This window comes from Mesorhizobium sp. M0659, from assembly GCF_040320605.1.
In the GTDB taxonomy this organism is placed as follows: domain Bacteria; phylum Pseudomonadota; class Alphaproteobacteria; order Rhizobiales; family Rhizobiaceae; genus Mesorhizobium.
The window spans coordinates 124,031-139,179 of the sequence record NZ_JAMYPY010000009.1; the positions used below are offsets into that span (position 1 = coordinate 124,031).

General features: G+C 62.4%; 13 protein-coding genes. 7 read left to right on the forward strand and 6 right to left on the reverse strand.

Annotated elements, in window-relative coordinates:
* Positions 1 to 26: 26 nt before the first annotated feature.
* Positions 27 to 1,115, reverse strand: a complete 1,089-nt coding sequence (locus tag NKI31_RS16715) for an HPP family protein (RefSeq protein WP_352652123.1) — start codon at positions 1,113 to 1,115, stop codon at positions 27 to 29.
* A 226-nt stretch (positions 1,116 to 1,341) separates the two neighbouring features.
* The gene (locus NKI31_RS16720; protein WP_023827227.1) at positions 1,342 to 2,511 is read right to left on the reverse strand and encodes a cystathionine beta-lyase; all 1,170 of its coding nucleotides are present in this window, start codon (positions 2,509 to 2,511) and stop codon (positions 1,342 to 1,344) included.
* 458 nt (positions 2,512 to 2,969) lie between these two features.
* Between NKI31_RS16720 and NKI31_RS16725 the strand changes: the two genes are divergently transcribed.
* The 5 genes from NKI31_RS16725 (at position 2,970) to NKI31_RS16745 (ending at position 8,069) form a co-directional block, all read left to right on the forward strand.
* Positions 2,970 to 3,998, forward strand: a complete 1,029-nt coding sequence (locus tag NKI31_RS16725) for an amino acid ABC transporter substrate-binding protein (protein ID WP_023671480.1) — start codon at positions 2,970 to 2,972, stop codon at positions 3,996 to 3,998.
* Positions 3,999 to 4,060: 62 nt separating this feature from the next.
* Entirely contained in the window at positions 4,061 to 5,248 is a 1,188-nt protein-coding gene (locus tag NKI31_RS16730; protein ID WP_023671481.1) for an amino acid ABC transporter permease, read from the forward strand.
* A gap of 4 nt (positions 5,249 to 5,252) precedes the next feature.
* Positions 5,253 to 6,410: an amino acid ABC transporter permease gene (locus NKI31_RS16735; RefSeq protein ID WP_023700666.1), complete on the forward strand. Its 1,158-nt coding sequence runs from the start codon at positions 5,253 to 5,255 to the stop codon at positions 6,408 to 6,410.
* 84 nt (positions 6,411 to 6,494) lie between these two features.
* Complete coding sequence (locus tag NKI31_RS16740) at positions 6,495 to 7,298, forward strand: amino acid ABC transporter ATP-binding protein (protein ID WP_023671483.1); 804 nt, start codon at positions 6,495 to 6,497, stop codon at positions 7,296 to 7,298.
* Between the two features lie 105 nt (positions 7,299 to 7,403).
* Positions 7,404 to 8,069 (forward strand): TIGR02117 family protein, encoded by a 666-nt coding sequence (locus tag NKI31_RS16745; protein WP_352460565.1) that lies wholly within the window; start codon positions 7,404 to 7,406, stop codon positions 8,067 to 8,069.
* Between the two features lie 193 nt (positions 8,070 to 8,262).
* Here NKI31_RS16745 and NKI31_RS16750 read toward each other — a convergent pair whose 3' ends face one another.
* Both NKI31_RS16750 and NKI31_RS16755 read right to left on the reverse strand, forming a co-directional pair.
* Complete coding sequence (locus tag NKI31_RS16750) at positions 8,263 to 9,501, reverse strand: FAD-dependent monooxygenase (RefSeq protein WP_352652125.1); 1,239 nt, start codon at positions 9,499 to 9,501, stop codon at positions 8,263 to 8,265.
* 19 nt (positions 9,502 to 9,520) lie between these two features.
* Entirely contained in the window at positions 9,521 to 9,766 is a 246-nt protein-coding gene (locus NKI31_RS16755; protein ID WP_031194066.1) for a zinc-finger domain-containing protein, read from the reverse strand.
* Positions 9,767 to 9,999: 233 nt separating this feature from the next.
* Here NKI31_RS16755 and NKI31_RS16760 point away from each other — a divergent pair, with 233 nt between their 5' ends.
* Positions 10,000 to 12,195: an RNA degradosome polyphosphate kinase gene (locus NKI31_RS16760; protein ID WP_352652126.1), complete on the forward strand. Its 2,196-nt coding sequence runs from the start codon at positions 10,000 to 10,002 to the stop codon at positions 12,193 to 12,195.
* On the forward strand, positions 12,192 to 13,724 hold the full coding sequence (ppx, locus tag NKI31_RS16765) for an exopolyphosphatase (protein ID WP_023820015.1): 1,533 nt from the start codon (positions 12,192 to 12,194) through the stop codon (positions 13,722 to 13,724). The genes NKI31_RS16760 and ppx overlap by 4 nt, the downstream gene beginning before the upstream one ends.
* Before the next feature lie 259 nt (positions 13,725 to 13,983).
* On the opposite strand, the gene NKI31_RS16770 is transcribed toward ppx, so the two are convergent.
* Entirely contained in the window at positions 13,984 to 14,391 is a 408-nt protein-coding gene (locus NKI31_RS16770; RefSeq protein ID WP_023712732.1) for a DoxX family protein, read from the reverse strand.
* A 137-nt stretch (positions 14,392 to 14,528) separates the two neighbouring features.
* Positions 14,529 to 14,951 carry a DoxX family protein gene (locus tag NKI31_RS16775; protein ID WP_023671490.1) on the reverse strand — a complete coding sequence of 141 codons (423 nt, stop codon included), beginning with the start codon at positions 14,949 to 14,951 and terminating at the stop codon, positions 14,529 to 14,531.
* Positions 14,952 to 15,149 lie beyond the last annotated feature (198 nt).

Sequence of the window (15,149 nt, forward strand, 5' to 3'; positions counted from 1 at the left end):
CCATTTTCGCCCGGCTCCGACGGCGCCTAGAATACTGCTTCCGCCAGCGGCTTGTCAGCAGCCTGCGCTCGTGCCGTTGCCGCAAGCAGATCGGTCTGCGTGATCAGGCCAAGGATGCGGCTGTCCCCGTCCACGATGATGACTGCATGGGTGCGGCCGTCGGTGAGCACCGGTAGCAGGGCCATGGCGGGCGTACCGGCGGCGGCGGTCGACGCTGTCGACGTAACGCTTCCGACGGCTTCGTCGGCTCGCGCCAATTCCCTCAATCCAACGGTGCCGACCAGCCTGGCGTCCTTGTCTACAACCGGCAGCGTGCGGATATTGTGGTCGAGCAGCAGATGACGCGCCCGATCGGCGGACGCGTGTTCATCGACCGAAATCACGTCGCACGACATGATGTCCTCGCACAACATGGTTCGGTGTGCGCGCATCGTCGCTTGCAGTTCGACCTGTCGCAGCAGTTGTTCGAGATCGTTGCGGTCGATGTCGAAGGTCTCGTCGAGCGCAGCCAGCGCGGCATCGATGTCCTCGGCCCGGAAGCCGATGCGCTCCTGAGCCGGCGGATCGCTGGTTCCGTGCGTGCTTTTCGGGGCAGGGGCCGGCACATGCGGGTAGCTGCGTCGCGACAGCCTGTGGAAAGCATAGCCGAGCGCGACCAGCATCATGGAGTTCAGCGCCACCGGCACGAACGGAAACAGGAAGCCGGCACCGATCACGGCCGGCCCGCCGAGCACGGCGGTCAGTGCGGCGGCTCCGCCCGGCGGATGCAGGCAGCGCGAGAACGACATGGCGGCGATCGCCATCGCCACGGCAATGCCCGTGGCGAGAACGGGCTGATGGACGAAATGGGCCACGATCACGCCGACCAGCGCCGATATTGTATTGCCGCCGATGATCGACCATGGCTGCGCCAGCGGGCTTGCAGGCACCGCGAACAGCAGCACCGCCGACGCCCCCATCGGCGCCACCAGCAGCGGCATATGCGGGCCATTGCCAAGCACCAGCGCGCCGATCGCGCCGGTCAGCGCAATGCCGATCATCGCCCCGATGCAGGCGATGAGGCGCTCGCGCAGCGTCGCGCCGGCGAGAATGGGGACAAAGAGACGAAAGGCCATGGTAAGCTCAGTCCGACTGGAATTGTGGGCGCAGCGCCTGCAATGGCGTTGGGCCGACGATTTTGAAAGTCAAACCGATCCGAAAAAGCGCGCGTTGGGGAAATAACATTGCGCTTGGTCTACCCATGAGCGGCTTTGCGACGTCGATCGTCCTACGAAAGTCGCTCGCCAATCCTTTCAACGGGTTAAGCGGGCTAGCGGAATCAGCTTCGCAAGTTTGCTGGTGTCATGCCGCAGCGGCCGCTTCCAGCCCGCGCAGGATATCGGCCTTGAGGTCCTCGACATCCTCGAGCCCGATCTGCAGCCGGATCAGCGGGCCGTCATAGGGGCCCTTGGCGACGGTACGGTCGCCGAGGAAGACCGGCACGGCAAGGCTCTCATAGCCGCCCCAGGAATAGCCGAGACCGAAGATTTTCAAGGCATCGAGGAAGGCATGCTGCTGTCTCTGGCCGCCGCCTTTGAGCACGATGGAAAAGATGCCGCTCGAGCCGGAAAAATCACGCTTCCACACCGCGTGGTCGGGGTGGCTGGGGAGCGCCGGGTGCAGCACGCGGGCCACGCCGGGCTGGCCTTCAAGCCAGACGGCAATGGCAAGCGCGCTCTTTTGATGATGATCCAGCCGTACGCCCATCGTGCGCAGGCCGCGCAGCACCTGATAGACGTCGTCGGGGCCGGCGCAGCAGCCCATCGTGTAGAACGTCTCGCAAAGCTGCTTCCAGCAGTTGGCATTGGCAGACACTGTGCCCAGCAGCACATCCGAATGCCCGGCCGGATATTTCGTCGCCGCATGGATCGAGATATCGACGCCGTGGTCGAGCGGACGGAAATAGAGCGGCGTTGCCCAGGTGTTGTCCATCATGACGATGGCGCCCGTTTCATGCGCCGCCTTGGCGATCGCCGGAACGTCCTGCACCTCGAAGGTGTTGGAGGCCGGTGATTCCGTAAACACGACTTTGGTGTTCGGCTTGATCAAGCTGGCGATGCCGGCGCCGGCATGCGGATCGTAATACTCGACCTCGACACCCAGCCGCTTCAGCATCGTGTCGGCGAAATTGCGGGTCGGGTGGTAGACGGAATCGACAATCAGGATGTGATCGCCTGCCGAGAGAAACGCCAGCAACGGGACGGTCACCGCCGCCAGGCCCGACGGCACGATTATGGTGCCGGCGGAGCCTTCCAGCGCGTCGATCGCATGCGCCAACGCATCGGTGGTCGGCGTGCCGCGTGTGCCGTAGGTGTATTTCTGGCTGCGCGCCGCCATCGCCGACGCATTGGGATAGAGCACGGTCGAGGCATGCACGATCGGCGGATTGACGAAGCCGAAATAGTCGTGCGGATTGTTGCCCGAATGGGCAAGCCGCGTGTTGATACCCATTTCGTTGCCGTCAGTCGCCATTGCTCTTCGCCTTGTGGTGAAAGCGCTAGCCATAGAGCGGCGGCATTGGCCGTGCAACAGCGGGCGCCCGCCAGGCGGTGCCCTTTGCATAGGCCAATTCCCCCATGAATAGTCTGGAAAGCCTGGCGATCCAGAGCCGCGGATTTCATGAGTGGATTTGGATTAGCGTCGACGGACTTTGCCGTTTTTGTTTGCGGGGCTTGCTGCTTTCCTGAGGGTGTTGTCCGCAATTCAGGCATTTGCGGCAATTGGTTTTCAAAGCTGTCGTGAAACGGTCATTTCCCTTGACCTCACAGAGATAATCGCCTTCGATGCAGTTCGTGAATGGGAGGGGCCGGGCGTCGGTTACGACGCGAGGTTCCGGAATGAGCCGGATGGGAGCCGGGTTCACGCGGGAAAAGATCAGGATTTGCCTGAGGATCAGGGTTTACCTGAAAACAGAAAAGGGTCTGTGGGTTATGAAACATATTGCAATTGGCATTCTCGGTGCCGCTGCGCTTGGATGGATGGCTTCGGCCGCGTCGGCGACAACGCTCGATACCGTCAAGGCGAAGGGCTTCATCCAGTGCGGTGTCTCGACGGGCCTGGCCGGCTTCTCGGCGCCTGACGACAAAGGCGATTGGAAAGGCATCGACGCGGATTTCTGCCGCGCTGTCGCTGGCGCAGTCTTCGGCGATGCCTCCAAGGTCAAGTTCACGCCGCTCAGCGCCAAGGAGCGCTTCACCGCGTTGCAGTCGGGCGAGATCGATCTCCTGTCGCGCAACACCACATGGACCATCAATCGCGATACCGCGCTTGGCCTGAACTTCATCGGCGTCACCTATTATGACGGCCAGGGTTTCATGATCAACGCCAAGAAACTGCCTGGCGTCAATTCGGCGCTGCAGCTTTCAGGTGCGGCAGTCTGCGTGCAGAGCGGCACCACCACCGAGCTCAACCTCGCCGATTACTTCAAGGCGAACAAGATGGAGTACAACCCGGTCGTCTTCGAAAAGCTGGAAGAGGTCAACGCTGCCTATGACGCCGGCCGCTGCGACGTCTACACCACCGACCAATCCGGCCTCTATGGCATCCGCCTGACGCTGAGTGCGCCGGCCGACCATGTCGTGCTGCCCGAGATCATCTCCAAAGAGCCGCTCGGCCCCGCCGTACGCCAGGGGGACGACCAGTGGTACCACATCGTCAAGTGGACCTACTTCGCCCTGTTGCAGGCAGAGGAACTGGGCATCACCCAGGCCAATGTCGAAGAGATGAAGACCTCGGATAATCCGGAGATCAAGCGCGTGCTCGGTCAGGAAGCCGAAACCAAGATCGGAACCGACCTTGGCGTGAGCAATGACTGGGTCGTCAACATCGTCAAGGCAGTCGGCAATTACGGTGAGATGTTCGAGCGCAATGTCGGCACCGGCAGCCCGCTGAAGATCGCGCGCGGCATCAATGCGCTGTGGACCAAGGGCGGCCTGCAATACGCACCGCCGATCCGCTGATCGAAATGTGATCCGGAAGGCAGATCATCTGCCTTCCGGTTTCTCTTTCCAGGGGATGAGCAATGGCATCGCAGGAAGTTCTTCGCGAGGAGCCGAGCCGCGGTTCCTTCATCAACGATCCGAAAGTCCGCGGGTTTTTCTTCCAGGCGGTGGTTGTCATCTTGCTGGTGGCGGGCGTCTGGTGGATCGTCCACAACGTCATCGTCAACCTGCAGCGCCTGCATATTACTTCCGGTTTTGGCTTCCTGAACAACCGAGCAGGCTTTGACATTCCAGTCAGGCCCATCGCTTATGATTCTGATTCGACCTATGGCCAGGCCATTGTAGTCGGGCTTATCAACACCATTATCGTCGCCGTTGCCGGCATTATCACCGCGACCATCATTGGCTTCATTGTCGGCGTCGGCCGGTTATCGCGCAACTGGCTGGTTCGCAAGATTTGCACGGTCTATGTCGAGGTGTTCCGCAACATTCCGCCCCTGCTGGTGATCTTCTTCTGGTATTCAGGCGTGCTCGCGGTACTGCCGGCGCCTCGCGACAGTTTCAATTTGCCGTTCGGCTCTTTCCTCAACCAACGCGGATTCTATTTTCCGCGCGCTATCTGGGGCGACGGCTCCTGGCTGATGTTTGTCGCCTTGCTTGTCGGCATCGCCATGGCTTTTTTTGTCGCGCGCACGGCACGCCAGCGGCAAATGGCAACCGGCCAGCAGTTTCCCGTATTCTGGACTTCGGCGGCGCTGATCGTCGGCCTTCCGCTCCTGGCCTATGCGCTGAGCGGCTTTCCCTTGAGCTTCGACTTTCCAAAGCAATCGACCTTCAACCTGACCGGAGGCTTTCAGATCGGGCCGGAGTTCCTGTCTCTCTATTTGGCGCTGTCCTGTTACACGGCCTCCTTCATCGCCGAGATCGTGCGCGCCGGCATTCTCGGCGTCAGCAAGGGTCAGACCGAAGCGGCTGGCGCCCTGGGGCTGCGGCCGGGATCTATCCTGCGGCTTGTCGTCGTTCCCCAAGCCATGCGGATCGTCATCCCGCCGCTGACCAGCCAGTATCTCAACCTGACAAAGAACTCGTCGCTGGCCATTGCCATCGGTTACCCCGACCTGACGGCGATCGCCGGCACAGTGCTGAATCAGACCGGTCAAGCGGTCGAGGGTGTGCTGATCATGATGGTCGTCTATCTCATCATCAGCCTGGTGACGTCGGCGGTGATGAATGTGGTCAACGCCAGGATGGCGCTGGTGGAGAGGTAAGACCATGCAGGAACATGATACCTCCTGGGTGCGGACCGAAATGGCACTCGCTCAACAAGCCCCGGCCGGCGTGCGGGGGCCTTTGGCCTGGGTTCGCAAGAACCTGATCGGTTCGGTGGGCGACGTCATCCTGACTGTAGTGGCTATTGCGCTGGTGGTGATGATCGTGCCGCCCGTCGTCAACTGGGCCTTCATCAACGCCCAGTGGACGGGGCCGGACCGGACTGTATGCGCCACGGTGGCGCAAGGCGGCATCCAGCCGGACGGCTGGTCAGGCGCCTGCTGGGCCTTCGTCAACGCGAAGTTCGGCCAGTTGATGCTTGGCCGCTATCCCCTGGAAGAGCGCTGGCGGCCGATCCTGGTCGCCGTCCTGTTCGTGGCGCTGCTGGTGCCGTTGCTGATGCCACGTGTGCCGCGGAAGGGGTTGAACGCCATTCTTCTATTCCTGGCACTGCCGATCATCGCGTTCGTGCTCCTGGTCGGCGGCATCTTCGGCCTGCCGCATGTGGAGACCCAGCTATGGGGCGGGCTGCTGGTGACGCTGAGCCTGTCCTTTGTCGGCATTGCCGTGTCGCTGCCGATGGGCATCGTGCTGGCGCTCGGCCGGCGCTCCAAGATGCCGATCGTCAAGACACTGTGCGTGGTCTTCATCGAGTTCGTTCGCGGCATCCCGCTGATCACCGTTCTGTTCTTTGCCAGCGTCATGCTGCCGCTGTTTCTGCCCGCCGGGGTTTCGTTCGACAAATATCTCAGGGCGCTGATCGGCGTCTCGCTGTTTGCCGCCGCCTATATGGCCGAAGTGGTGCGCGGCGGCCTGCAGGCGATCCCCAAGGGCCAGTATGAGGGTGCGGATTCGCTTGGCCTGGGCTACTGGCAGAAGATGGTGCTGATCGTGCTGCCGCAGGCACTGAAGCTGGTCATCCCCGGCATCGTCAATACCTTCATCGGTATGTTCAAGGACACAAGCCTCGTCATCATCATCTCGATGTTTGACCTGCTTGGCGTCGTCAAGCAGAACTTCTCGGACGCCAATTGGGCGACCCCACAGACCGCGAGATCCGGTCTCATCTTTGCAGCCTTCGTCTTCTGGCTGTTCTGCTTCGGCATGTCGCGGTATTCGATGTACACGGAACGCCGGCTCGACACCGGCCACAAACGTTGATGCATGTCGCCCAAAAGTGTTTAGCGGTTTTGGGACAACGACATGCATCATAGCTAAAAGACAGAACAAAAAGGGGAACCTGCCATGGTCATAGAAAACGCCGTCAGCGCCGAAGAGATCAAGGTCGATGCCAAGAAGATGCACATCTCGACCACCGATGTCGCAATCGACATCATCGGCATGCACAAATGGTATGGCGAGTTCCATGTGCTGAAGGACATCAACCTCAAAGTGATGCGCGGCGAGCGCATCGTCATCTGCGGTCCTTCGGGCTCGGGCAAATCGACCATGATCCGCTGCATCAACCGGCTGGAAGAGCACCAGAAGGGCAAGATCATCGTCGACGGCAAGGAACTCACCAACGATCTCAAGAAGATCGACGAGGTGCGCCGCGAGGTCGGCATGGTGTTCCAGCACTTCAACCTGTTCCCGCATCTGACCATCCTGGAGAACTGCACGCTGGCGCCGATCTGGGTGCGCAAGACGCCGAAGAAGCAGGCCGAGGAAATCGCCATGCACTTCCTCAAGCGCGTCAAGATCCCCGAACAGGCCAACAAATATCCGGGCCAGCTGTCGGGCGGCCAGCAGCAGCGCGTGGCGATAGCGCGTTCGCTGTGCATGAACCCGCGCATCATGCTGTTCGATGAGCCGACCTCGGCGCTCGATCCCGAAATGATCAAGGAAGTGCTGGAGACGATGGTGGGCCTGGCCGAGGAAGGCATGACCATGCTGTGCGTCACTCACGAAATGGGCTTTGCCCGCAAAGTCGCCAACCGGGTGATCTTCATGGATCAGGGCCAGATCGTCGAACAGAACACGCCGGCCGAGTTCTTCGACCATCCGCGCCACGAGCGCACGAAGCTGTTTCTGTCGCAGATCCTGCACTGAGCATTTTCATGCGAAGCAAAAGAGCCCTGCCGTAATGCGGCCGGGCTCTTTTGCTATCTGGGGTCGGGGTTGATCTTCTCCATTGAAACACAAAGCCGCCGCCGCATGAGAAAAGCCCTGCGTTTCGTGGCCATGCTGATTATCGTGGTCGCGCTCGCTGCCACGCTCGGCACGCTGGTGCCGCGTCCGCTGTGGCCGGCGTCAGCGGCGGGTGAGGGCACGCGCCATATTCTGGTGCTGGAGAATCCGATCCACACCGACATCGCCATTCCCGTCGATGACGAGGTGCGCCGGCGCTTCCATTTCCTGGTCGCTGCCGGCATCCCTGTCGACGCCCCGGAAGTGCGCTACATCGTCTTTGGCTGGGGCGGCCGGGCCTTCTATCTGGAGACGCCGAGCTGGTCGCAGCTGAAGACAGTGCCCGTCCTCAAGGCGCTGACACTGGACGCCTCGGTCATGCATGTCGATATCGCCGGGGCCATCGCCGAGCCGCACCCTGCTGTCACCGGTTTCGACATCGATGAGGAACGTTTTGCAGCGCTGCTCGACTATATCGACGCGAGTTTCCAGCAAGGGCCGAATGGTCCGATCGTCATCGAGAACGCCGCCTATTCCAGCTTCGACCGCTTCTTCGAGGCGAACGGCCATTTCAACGCGCTTGTCGGCTGTAACACCTGGACAGCCGCCGGCCTGCGCACCGCCGGCCTGCGCACCGGCTGGTGGAACCCGCTGCCGGCCTCGCTGGGCTTGTCGATGCGGTTTTATAACTAGCAGTCCTTCATCGCACCGCGGGGACAGCACTCCCCTCTGGCCTGCCGGCCATCTCCCCCGCAAGAGGGAGATCAGCCGTTTTGCCCGCGCTCCTGCTGCAACGCCGGCGATTTTGGCGAAGGCGACGGCGACATCCAATCTCCCCCCTTGCGTGGGAGATGTCCGGCAGGACAGGGGGGAGTGGGAAGGATCGCTACGTCGACGATCTAGACTGCCGAGTGACCGCTCGCCATCCATAGAGCCAGTCGAGGTCGGCGGCGAGCTTGTCGGGCGAGCGCATGACCAGGAACAGATTGCGGGCGATCGCCACCGGGCCGGCAGCATGCCAGGCGAGGCGGTTTACGGCCCCACGACGCGCGGCCTTGGCGACACGCGGCCGCCGAAGATTTTCCCAGATTTGAAAACTTCTGGGCAGATCGCCAGGGAAATCGGCGATAGCGTCGGCAAGCGTGATGGCATCTTCGATCGCCATTGCCGCGCCCTGTGCGGCAAACGGCGTCATCGCATGCGCGGCGTCGCCGATCAGCGCGATGCCCCGCGGGCTCGTCCACCGCTGTTGTTCGACGGTGTGGATCGGAAAGGCCGTCCATGGGCCAGCCAGTGCCACAAGCTTCGTCAGGCCCGGCGCGGTGCCGCGCAGGGCAGCCGTGAGGATCGCGGGATCGGCATGGCCCGACCAACCTTCGGCCATGCGCTCACCCTTGGTGAAGGCGGCGAGATTGAAGGCCCGGCCTTTGCTGACGGGATATGCGACCATGTGGAAGCCTGGATGCAGGAACGTGGTGACGCAGTCGGCGGCGCCGATCGCGGCAAAGGCCTCTCCGGCCGCACCGTCGGCCGCGATTGTAGCCCGCCAGGCGAGTTCGCCCGAAAAACGGCTTTTGACGAAGTCCTCGCCTGCGAGTTGCGCCCTGACTGCCGACCAGACGCCGTCGGCGCCGACCAGCAGTTTGCCGCGTGCCTCGATCTCGCGGCCGTCCACTTCGGCGGTCACGGCGACATATTGCGCGTCTTTGACGATGCCGGTCACGCGGGCGCCGGTGATGAGCTCAATCTCCGGCCGTTCGGCCATTTGCGCCAGCAGCGCTGCCTGCAGATCGGCGCGGTGAGCGACGAGATAAGGCGCCTGCCAGCGCGCTTCGGCGGCTTGCCCAAGCGGTACCCGCGCCAGTCCGCGCAGCGTCCCGGCGTCCTTGAGCACGACCGCTTCCGGCCGCAACGCTGCGGGCAGCAGCCGGTCGAGCACGCCGAGTTTTCCAAGAATGCGTGTTGCGTTGGGCGAAAGCTGGATGCCGGCGCCGGCCGCTTCTAGGTGCTGTGCCTGTTCGATAAGCTTTACCGGATAACCCCGTCCGGCGAAGGCAAGGGCAGCGGTCAGCCCGGCGATGCCGGCCCCGGCGATTATGACCTGCCGGGACCTGATGTCCTCCATCGGGCTTGTCGCGGAAGGATCAGGCGGCCTGGTCGATATAAAGGCAACCACCCGGCAGCGTTTCAGTCGCCCTCAGCTTCGCCGAATAGCGGTAGAGCGTCGAGCAATAGGGGCAGACCTTTTCATCGTCGTCGCCCATGTCGAGAAACACATGTGGGTGGTCGAAGGGCGGGTTGGCGCCGGTGCACATAAATTCCTTGACGCCGATGTCGATTGCCGGATGGCCCGCATCGTTCTGGAAGTGGGGAATGGAACCGCCTGCCATCGTCGTCTCCTTGATCTCGTCGAAAAGCATCTGGAACATAACAGGCCTGTTTGCAAGATCGATGAAATGAAACTGTCGCAAAAGCCTGTCAGAGGATACGGTGAGCCGGTTAAGTGCATGTCCCTGAAATCGGAATGGTTTTCGCCGAAGGGTCATGCGTCACAAAAGCGTGTTAGAGGCATGGCACGTCCAGCGGCGCTCCAAGGGACGGTTGGCGGGGAAGAGCAGGAACCATGAACGAACTGAAGCCGGTGCAGAGCGAATTCATCAATGTCGAGGTGGCGAGCCCCGAGGGCGGCAACCCCGATAGGTTCGTCAACCGTGAGTTCTCCTGGCTGCAGTTCAACCGGCGTGTGCTCGAGGAATCGCAGAACGAGCACCATCCGCTGCTCGAACGCGTCCGTTTCCTGTCGATTTCGGCCGCCAATCTCGATGAATTCTTCATGGTCCGCGTCGCCGGCCTTGCGGGCCAGGTGCGCGAAGGCATTGCGCTCAAGAGCCCCGACGGCCGGACTCCGGAGCAGCAGCTGGAACAATTGCTGCGCGAGGTCGAGCGGCTGCAGGAGGACCAGCAGAATAGCCTTTCGGCGCTGATGTTGCTGCTCAACAAGGAAGGCATTGAGAGCATCACCCGCGATGCACTGACCAAGGATGAAAAAGTCTGGCTGGAAGACCATTTCCAGGACCAGGTTTTCCCGGTGCTGACTCCACTGTCGATCGACCCGGCGCATCCGTTTCCGTTCATTCCCAATCTCGGCTTCTCGATGGCGCTGCAATTGCGCCATCGCAAGAATGGCGAGGAGATGAGCGCGCTTCTGCGCCTGCCGGTGGCGCTGAAGCGCTTCATCCGTCTGCCCGACCGCAAGCAGCACGTTCGCTTCATTCCGTTGGAGGAGGCTGTCGGCCTCTATATCGGCAAGCTGTTCCCCGGCTATGAGGTCAAGGGTTCCGGCACCTTCCGCATCATCCGGGACAGCGATATCGAGGTCGAGGAAGAGTCGGAAGATCTCGTGCGCCTGTTCGAGACGGCGCTGAAGCGGCGCCGCCGCGGTTCGGTCATCCGCATCGAATTCGACAAGTCGATGCCCGGCGAATTGCGCGAGTTCGTCGCCGGCGAGCTTGGCGTCTCTTCGAGCCGCATCAGCGTTCTGACCGGCCCGCTGGCGCTCAGCCAGATTTCCGAGATCGTCGCCGTGCCACGCGACGACCTGAAGTTCACCCCCTACAATCCACGCTTTCCCGAGCGCATCCGCGAGCATGGCGGCGACTGTTTCGCGGCCATCCGCGAGAAGGACATCGTCGTCCACCACCCCTATGAATCCTTCGACGTGGTGGTCCAATTCCTGCGCCAGGCGATGGCCGACCCCGAGGTGGTGGCGATCAAGCAGACGCTCTACCGCACCTCCAACGACAGCCCGATCGTGCGCGCCTTGGTCGACGCGGCCGAGGCCGGCAAGTCGGTAACCGCCCTGGTCGAGCTCAAGGCGCGCTTCGACGAGGAAGCCAACATCCGCTGGGCGCGCGACCTCGAACGCGCCGGCGTTCAGGTCGTGTTCGGCTTCCTCGAACTCAAAACCCATGCGAAAATGTCGCTAGTAGTGCGGCGCGAGGACGGCAAGCTGCGCAACTATGTGCATCTCGGCACCGGCAACTACCATCCGGTGACCGCGCGCATCTACACCGACCTGTCCTTCTTCACCACCGATCCGACGATCGCGCGCGATGTCGCCCAGCTGTTCAACTTCATCACCGGCTATGCCGAGCCGACCGATGAGATGCGGATCGCCATCTCGCCGTTTACGCTGCGCAGCCGTATCCTCAAGCACATTGCCGACGAGGTCGCCTACGCGCTGGCTGGCCGTACGGCGCGCATCTGGATGAAGATGAACGCGCTCGTCGATCCCAACATCATCGACGCGCTCTATGACGCCAGCCATGCCGGCGTCGAGATCGATCTCGTCGTGCGCGGCATCTGCTGCCTGCGGCCGCAGGTGCCCGGCCTGTCGGAAAACATCAGGGTCAAGTCGATCGTCGGCCGCTTCCTCGAACACAGCCGCATCTACTGCTTCGGCAACGGCCATGGCCTGCCGTCGGACGAGGCGATCGTCTACATCGCCTCGGCCGACTTGATGCCACGCAATCTCGACCGCCGCGTCGAGACCATGGTGCCGATCACCAATCCGACGGTGCATGAACAGATCCTTGGCCAGATCATGCTGGGCAACATCATGGACAACCAGCAAAGTTTCGACGTATTGGCTGACGGAACCTCCCGGCGCGTCGTGCTGGATGAGGGTGAGGAACCGTTCAACGCGCAGGAATATTTCATGACCAATCCGAGCCTGTCGGGACGGGGTGACGCGCTGAAGTCGCATGCGCCCAAGCGCATCGCGCAGTTCAAGCGTCGCAAGAAGAACAGCGGCTCATGATTTCAACGTCCCAAGGCCGGCTGCAGGATCGCCGGCCGCTGTCCATCATCGACATCGGCTCGAACTCGATCCGCCTTGTCGTCTATGAAGGGTTGGCGCGCTCGCCGACCTTGCTGTTCAACGAAAAGATGCTGGCCGGCCTCGGCCGCGGCATCGTTTCGACCGGCAAGCTCGACCCCGAGGCGGTGACGCGCTCGATGGAGGAGTTCCGCCGTTTCCGCGCGCTCTCCGACCAGGCGGGTGCGGAGCACATGTTTGTGCTGGCAACGGCCGCGGCCCGCGAAGCGATCAACGGCCCCGATTTCATCCACCGCGCCCAGGATGTGCTCAAGACCGAGATCCGCGTGCTCACTGGCCGGCAGGAGGCGCATTATTCGGCGCTTGGCGTCATTTCGGGCTTCCACCCCGCCAATGGCATTGCCGGCGATCTTGGCGGCGGCAGCCTGGAGCTTATCGACATCAATGGCGAGGCGATCGGCGACGGCATCACGCTGCCGCTGGGTGGCCTGCGGCTGCAGGACATGGCCAGGAATTCGCTCGCCCAGGCGACAAAGATCACCCGCGACGAACTGGCGCGCGCCAAATTGTTGAAGGGCGGGCAGGGACGGCCCTTCTACGCCGTTGGCGGCACCTGGCGAAACCTTGCCCGGCTGCACATGGAAATGACCAACTACCCGCTTGGCGTCATGCACCACTATGAGATCGGTGTCGACAGCGCCGCCAATTTCCTGAAGCAGGTGGCGAAAGGCGAGATCGAGAAGGTCAAGGGCATCGAAGGCGTGTCGAAGAACCGCCGTTCGCTGCTGCCCTATGGCGCGGTCGTGCTGCAGGAGATCATGGCGGCGATGCAGCCGTCGAAGATCATCGTCTCGGCATTGGGCGTGCGCGAAGGGTTTCTCTATTCGCTGCTCGACCCTGCCGAGCAGAAGGCCGATCCGCTGGTCTCCGCTTCGGAGGAACTGGCGCGGCTGCGGTCGCGCTCGGTCACCCATGCGCATGAGCTTGTCGAATGGACGGACAAGACCTTTGCCGCCTTCGGCATCGACGAGACGGAGGATGAGGCGCGCTATCGCCACGCTGCCTGTCTGCTGGCCGATATAGGCTGGCGCGCACACCCGGAATATCGCGGCAAGCAGTCGCTCAACATCATTGCCCACGCCTCCTTCATTGGCGTCGATCACCCCGGCCGTGCGTTCCTGGCGCTGGTCGGCCTGTTCCGCCACGAAGGCGTGTTCAACGATGCGGCGCCGGAAATCCGCGGCCTGGCGACGCCGCGCTATCTCGAGCGCGCCCGCATCCTGGCGGCGGTGCTGCGCGTCGTCTATCTGCTGACGGCGGCCATGCCCGGCGTCATGCCGCGGCTGAAATGGGAAAACCGCGGCAATGGCACGTTGGCGCTGGTGCTGCCGGCCTCACTTTCCGATCTTTACGGCGAACGCCCGGCCGGACGGCTGGCGCAACTGGCGCGGATCACCAACCGCCGGCTGGTGCTGGCGGTCGAGGGTGGGCAGAGCGTGTCGGTGAAGTAGGCGCGGCCTGACAGCAAAACCATGTCGTCGTCGGCCTCGCGTTCGAGGACCGGCTTCCTCAATCCGTCGCTGCTTCGCACCGCCACCTTCCCCCTCCGGAGGGAAAGGAAGGGAGCCTCGTTGGAAAGCGTTGGCGGCAATAGGCTCGAGCCCTTCCTCTACTCCGTCGATCGGGGGAGAGGTGGCTCGGCGGAGCCGAGACGGAGTGGGGGTCGACCTGCCTCGGCGAGGGATCAACCTGGGACGATATTTGACGATATCAGACCGCGGCGCGGCGCCCGTCGATCGACCAGGCCCCGGCGCCGGCCATGGCTAGCGCCAGGAATCCACCGGCGATGGCAATATCCTTCATCAGCATCTGCTGGTGCAGGAAGGTGAGCATCGGGTCATCGCCGCCCTGGCCGTAGTGGCCGATGGAGCCTGCAACGATGCAGAAAGCGGCAAGAAGTATCGCAACGACCGGCGTCTGAAAGCCGACCAGTATCAAGAGACCGGCAATCAACTCGAACAGCCCGGTGCCCCAGGCAGCAAGCGTCGGCAATGGCATGCCGAGGCCGGCGAAATAGCCGGTCGTCCCGGCAATGTCGGCGAGCGCGTGGTAGCCGGAGGGAACGAGCAGGGCGGCGAGCAGCAGCCGGGAAATCAGAAGCAATGCATCGCGGGGCATGGTCATCTCCGTTGTCTGTCCGCCGGCTGTTTCGAGACCGATCCTAGCAGGGATGGGACGGGCGCGCGCTTGGGCAGACAACGAAAAAGCGGCGTGGAAAATTCCACGCCGCTTTTTTCAGGCTTGGGAGGGAAAGCTCAGCCGCGCTTGGCGTCGATCGAGTAGGCGCCAGGGCCCGAGGAAGCCAGCAGCAGGAAACCGCCGGTGATGGCGACGTTCTTCAGGAAATGGATCATCTGGTTCTGGTCGGCCCAGCCGGTATGGGCGACAAAGGCCGAGGCGATGGTGAAGACCGCGAGCACCCAGGCGGCGATGCGGGTCTGAAAGCCAACGAGCACGGCAAGGCCGCCGAGCAATTCGATCAGGCCGACGACAATGGCCGTTATGGTCGGCACCGGCAGGCCCATGGCGCCGAAATAGCCGGCGGTGCCGGAAATGGCGGTGAGCTTGCCGAAGCCGGAAAGCAGGAAGATGGCGGCGAGCAGGATGCGGCCGAGCAGGATGGTGGTGGAGCTGTTGGACGCGATGCCGGCGCCGGCAGCGGAAGTGTTGATGGACATGGTGGCTCTCCGAAAAGGGTTGATGTCCCGGTCAGATAGACCAAGCCGACTGTTCACCAAAGCCGCCAGTCCGGCGACACATTGTTCACAGGATGTACATTTCGGGATCGTTCGACCGACGCAAAATTCTTGTCGCGGCCAGCAGCGGCGGGAGCAAATTGTCCCGCCACACAATTCGGATTTCTAGTTGACGCAATT

What these genes read in the sequence shown, in the direction of transcription:
- NKI31_RS16715 (WP_352652123.1), bottom strand. Translation starts at nt 1,115, where the DNA reads ATGGCCTTTCGTCTCTTTGTCCCCATTCTCGCCGGCGCGACGCTGCGC.
- NKI31_RS16720 (WP_023827227.1), bottom strand. Translation starts at nt 2,511, where the DNA reads ATGGCGACTGACGGCAACGAAATGGGTATCAACACGCGGCTTGCCCAT.
- NKI31_RS16725 (WP_023671480.1), top strand. Translation starts at nt 2,970, where the DNA reads ATGAAACATATTGCAATTGGCATTCTCGGTGCCGCTGCGCTTGGATGG.
- NKI31_RS16730 (WP_023671481.1), top strand. Translation starts at nt 4,061, where the DNA reads ATGGCATCGCAGGAAGTTCTTCGCGAGGAGCCGAGCCGCGGTTCCTTC.
- NKI31_RS16735 (WP_023700666.1), top strand. Translation starts at nt 5,253, where the DNA reads ATGCAGGAACATGATACCTCCTGGGTGCGGACCGAAATGGCACTCGCT.
- NKI31_RS16740 (WP_023671483.1), top strand. Translation starts at nt 6,495, where the DNA reads ATGGTCATAGAAAACGCCGTCAGCGCCGAAGAGATCAAGGTCGATGCC.
- NKI31_RS16745 (WP_352460565.1), top strand. Translation starts at nt 7,404, where the DNA reads ATGAGAAAAGCCCTGCGTTTCGTGGCCATGCTGATTATCGTGGTCGCG.
- NKI31_RS16750 (WP_352652125.1), bottom strand. Translation starts at nt 9,501, where the DNA reads ATGGAGGACATCAGGTCCCGGCAGGTCATAATCGCCGGGGCCGGCATC.
- NKI31_RS16755 (WP_031194066.1), bottom strand. Translation starts at nt 9,766, where the DNA reads ATGGCAGGCGGTTCCATTCCCCACTTCCAGAACGATGCGGGCCATCCG.
- NKI31_RS16760 (WP_352652126.1), top strand. Translation starts at nt 10,000, where the DNA reads ATGAACGAACTGAAGCCGGTGCAGAGCGAATTCATCAATGTCGAGGTG.
- ppx (WP_023820015.1), top strand. Translation starts at nt 12,192, where the DNA reads ATGATTTCAACGTCCCAAGGCCGGCTGCAGGATCGCCGGCCGCTGTCC.
- NKI31_RS16770 (WP_023712732.1), bottom strand. Translation starts at nt 14,391, where the DNA reads ATGCCCCGCGATGCATTGCTTCTGATTTCCCGGCTGCTGCTCGCCGCC.
- NKI31_RS16775 (WP_023671490.1), bottom strand. Translation starts at nt 14,951, where the DNA reads ATGTCCATCAACACTTCCGCTGCCGGCGCCGGCATCGCGTCCAACAGC.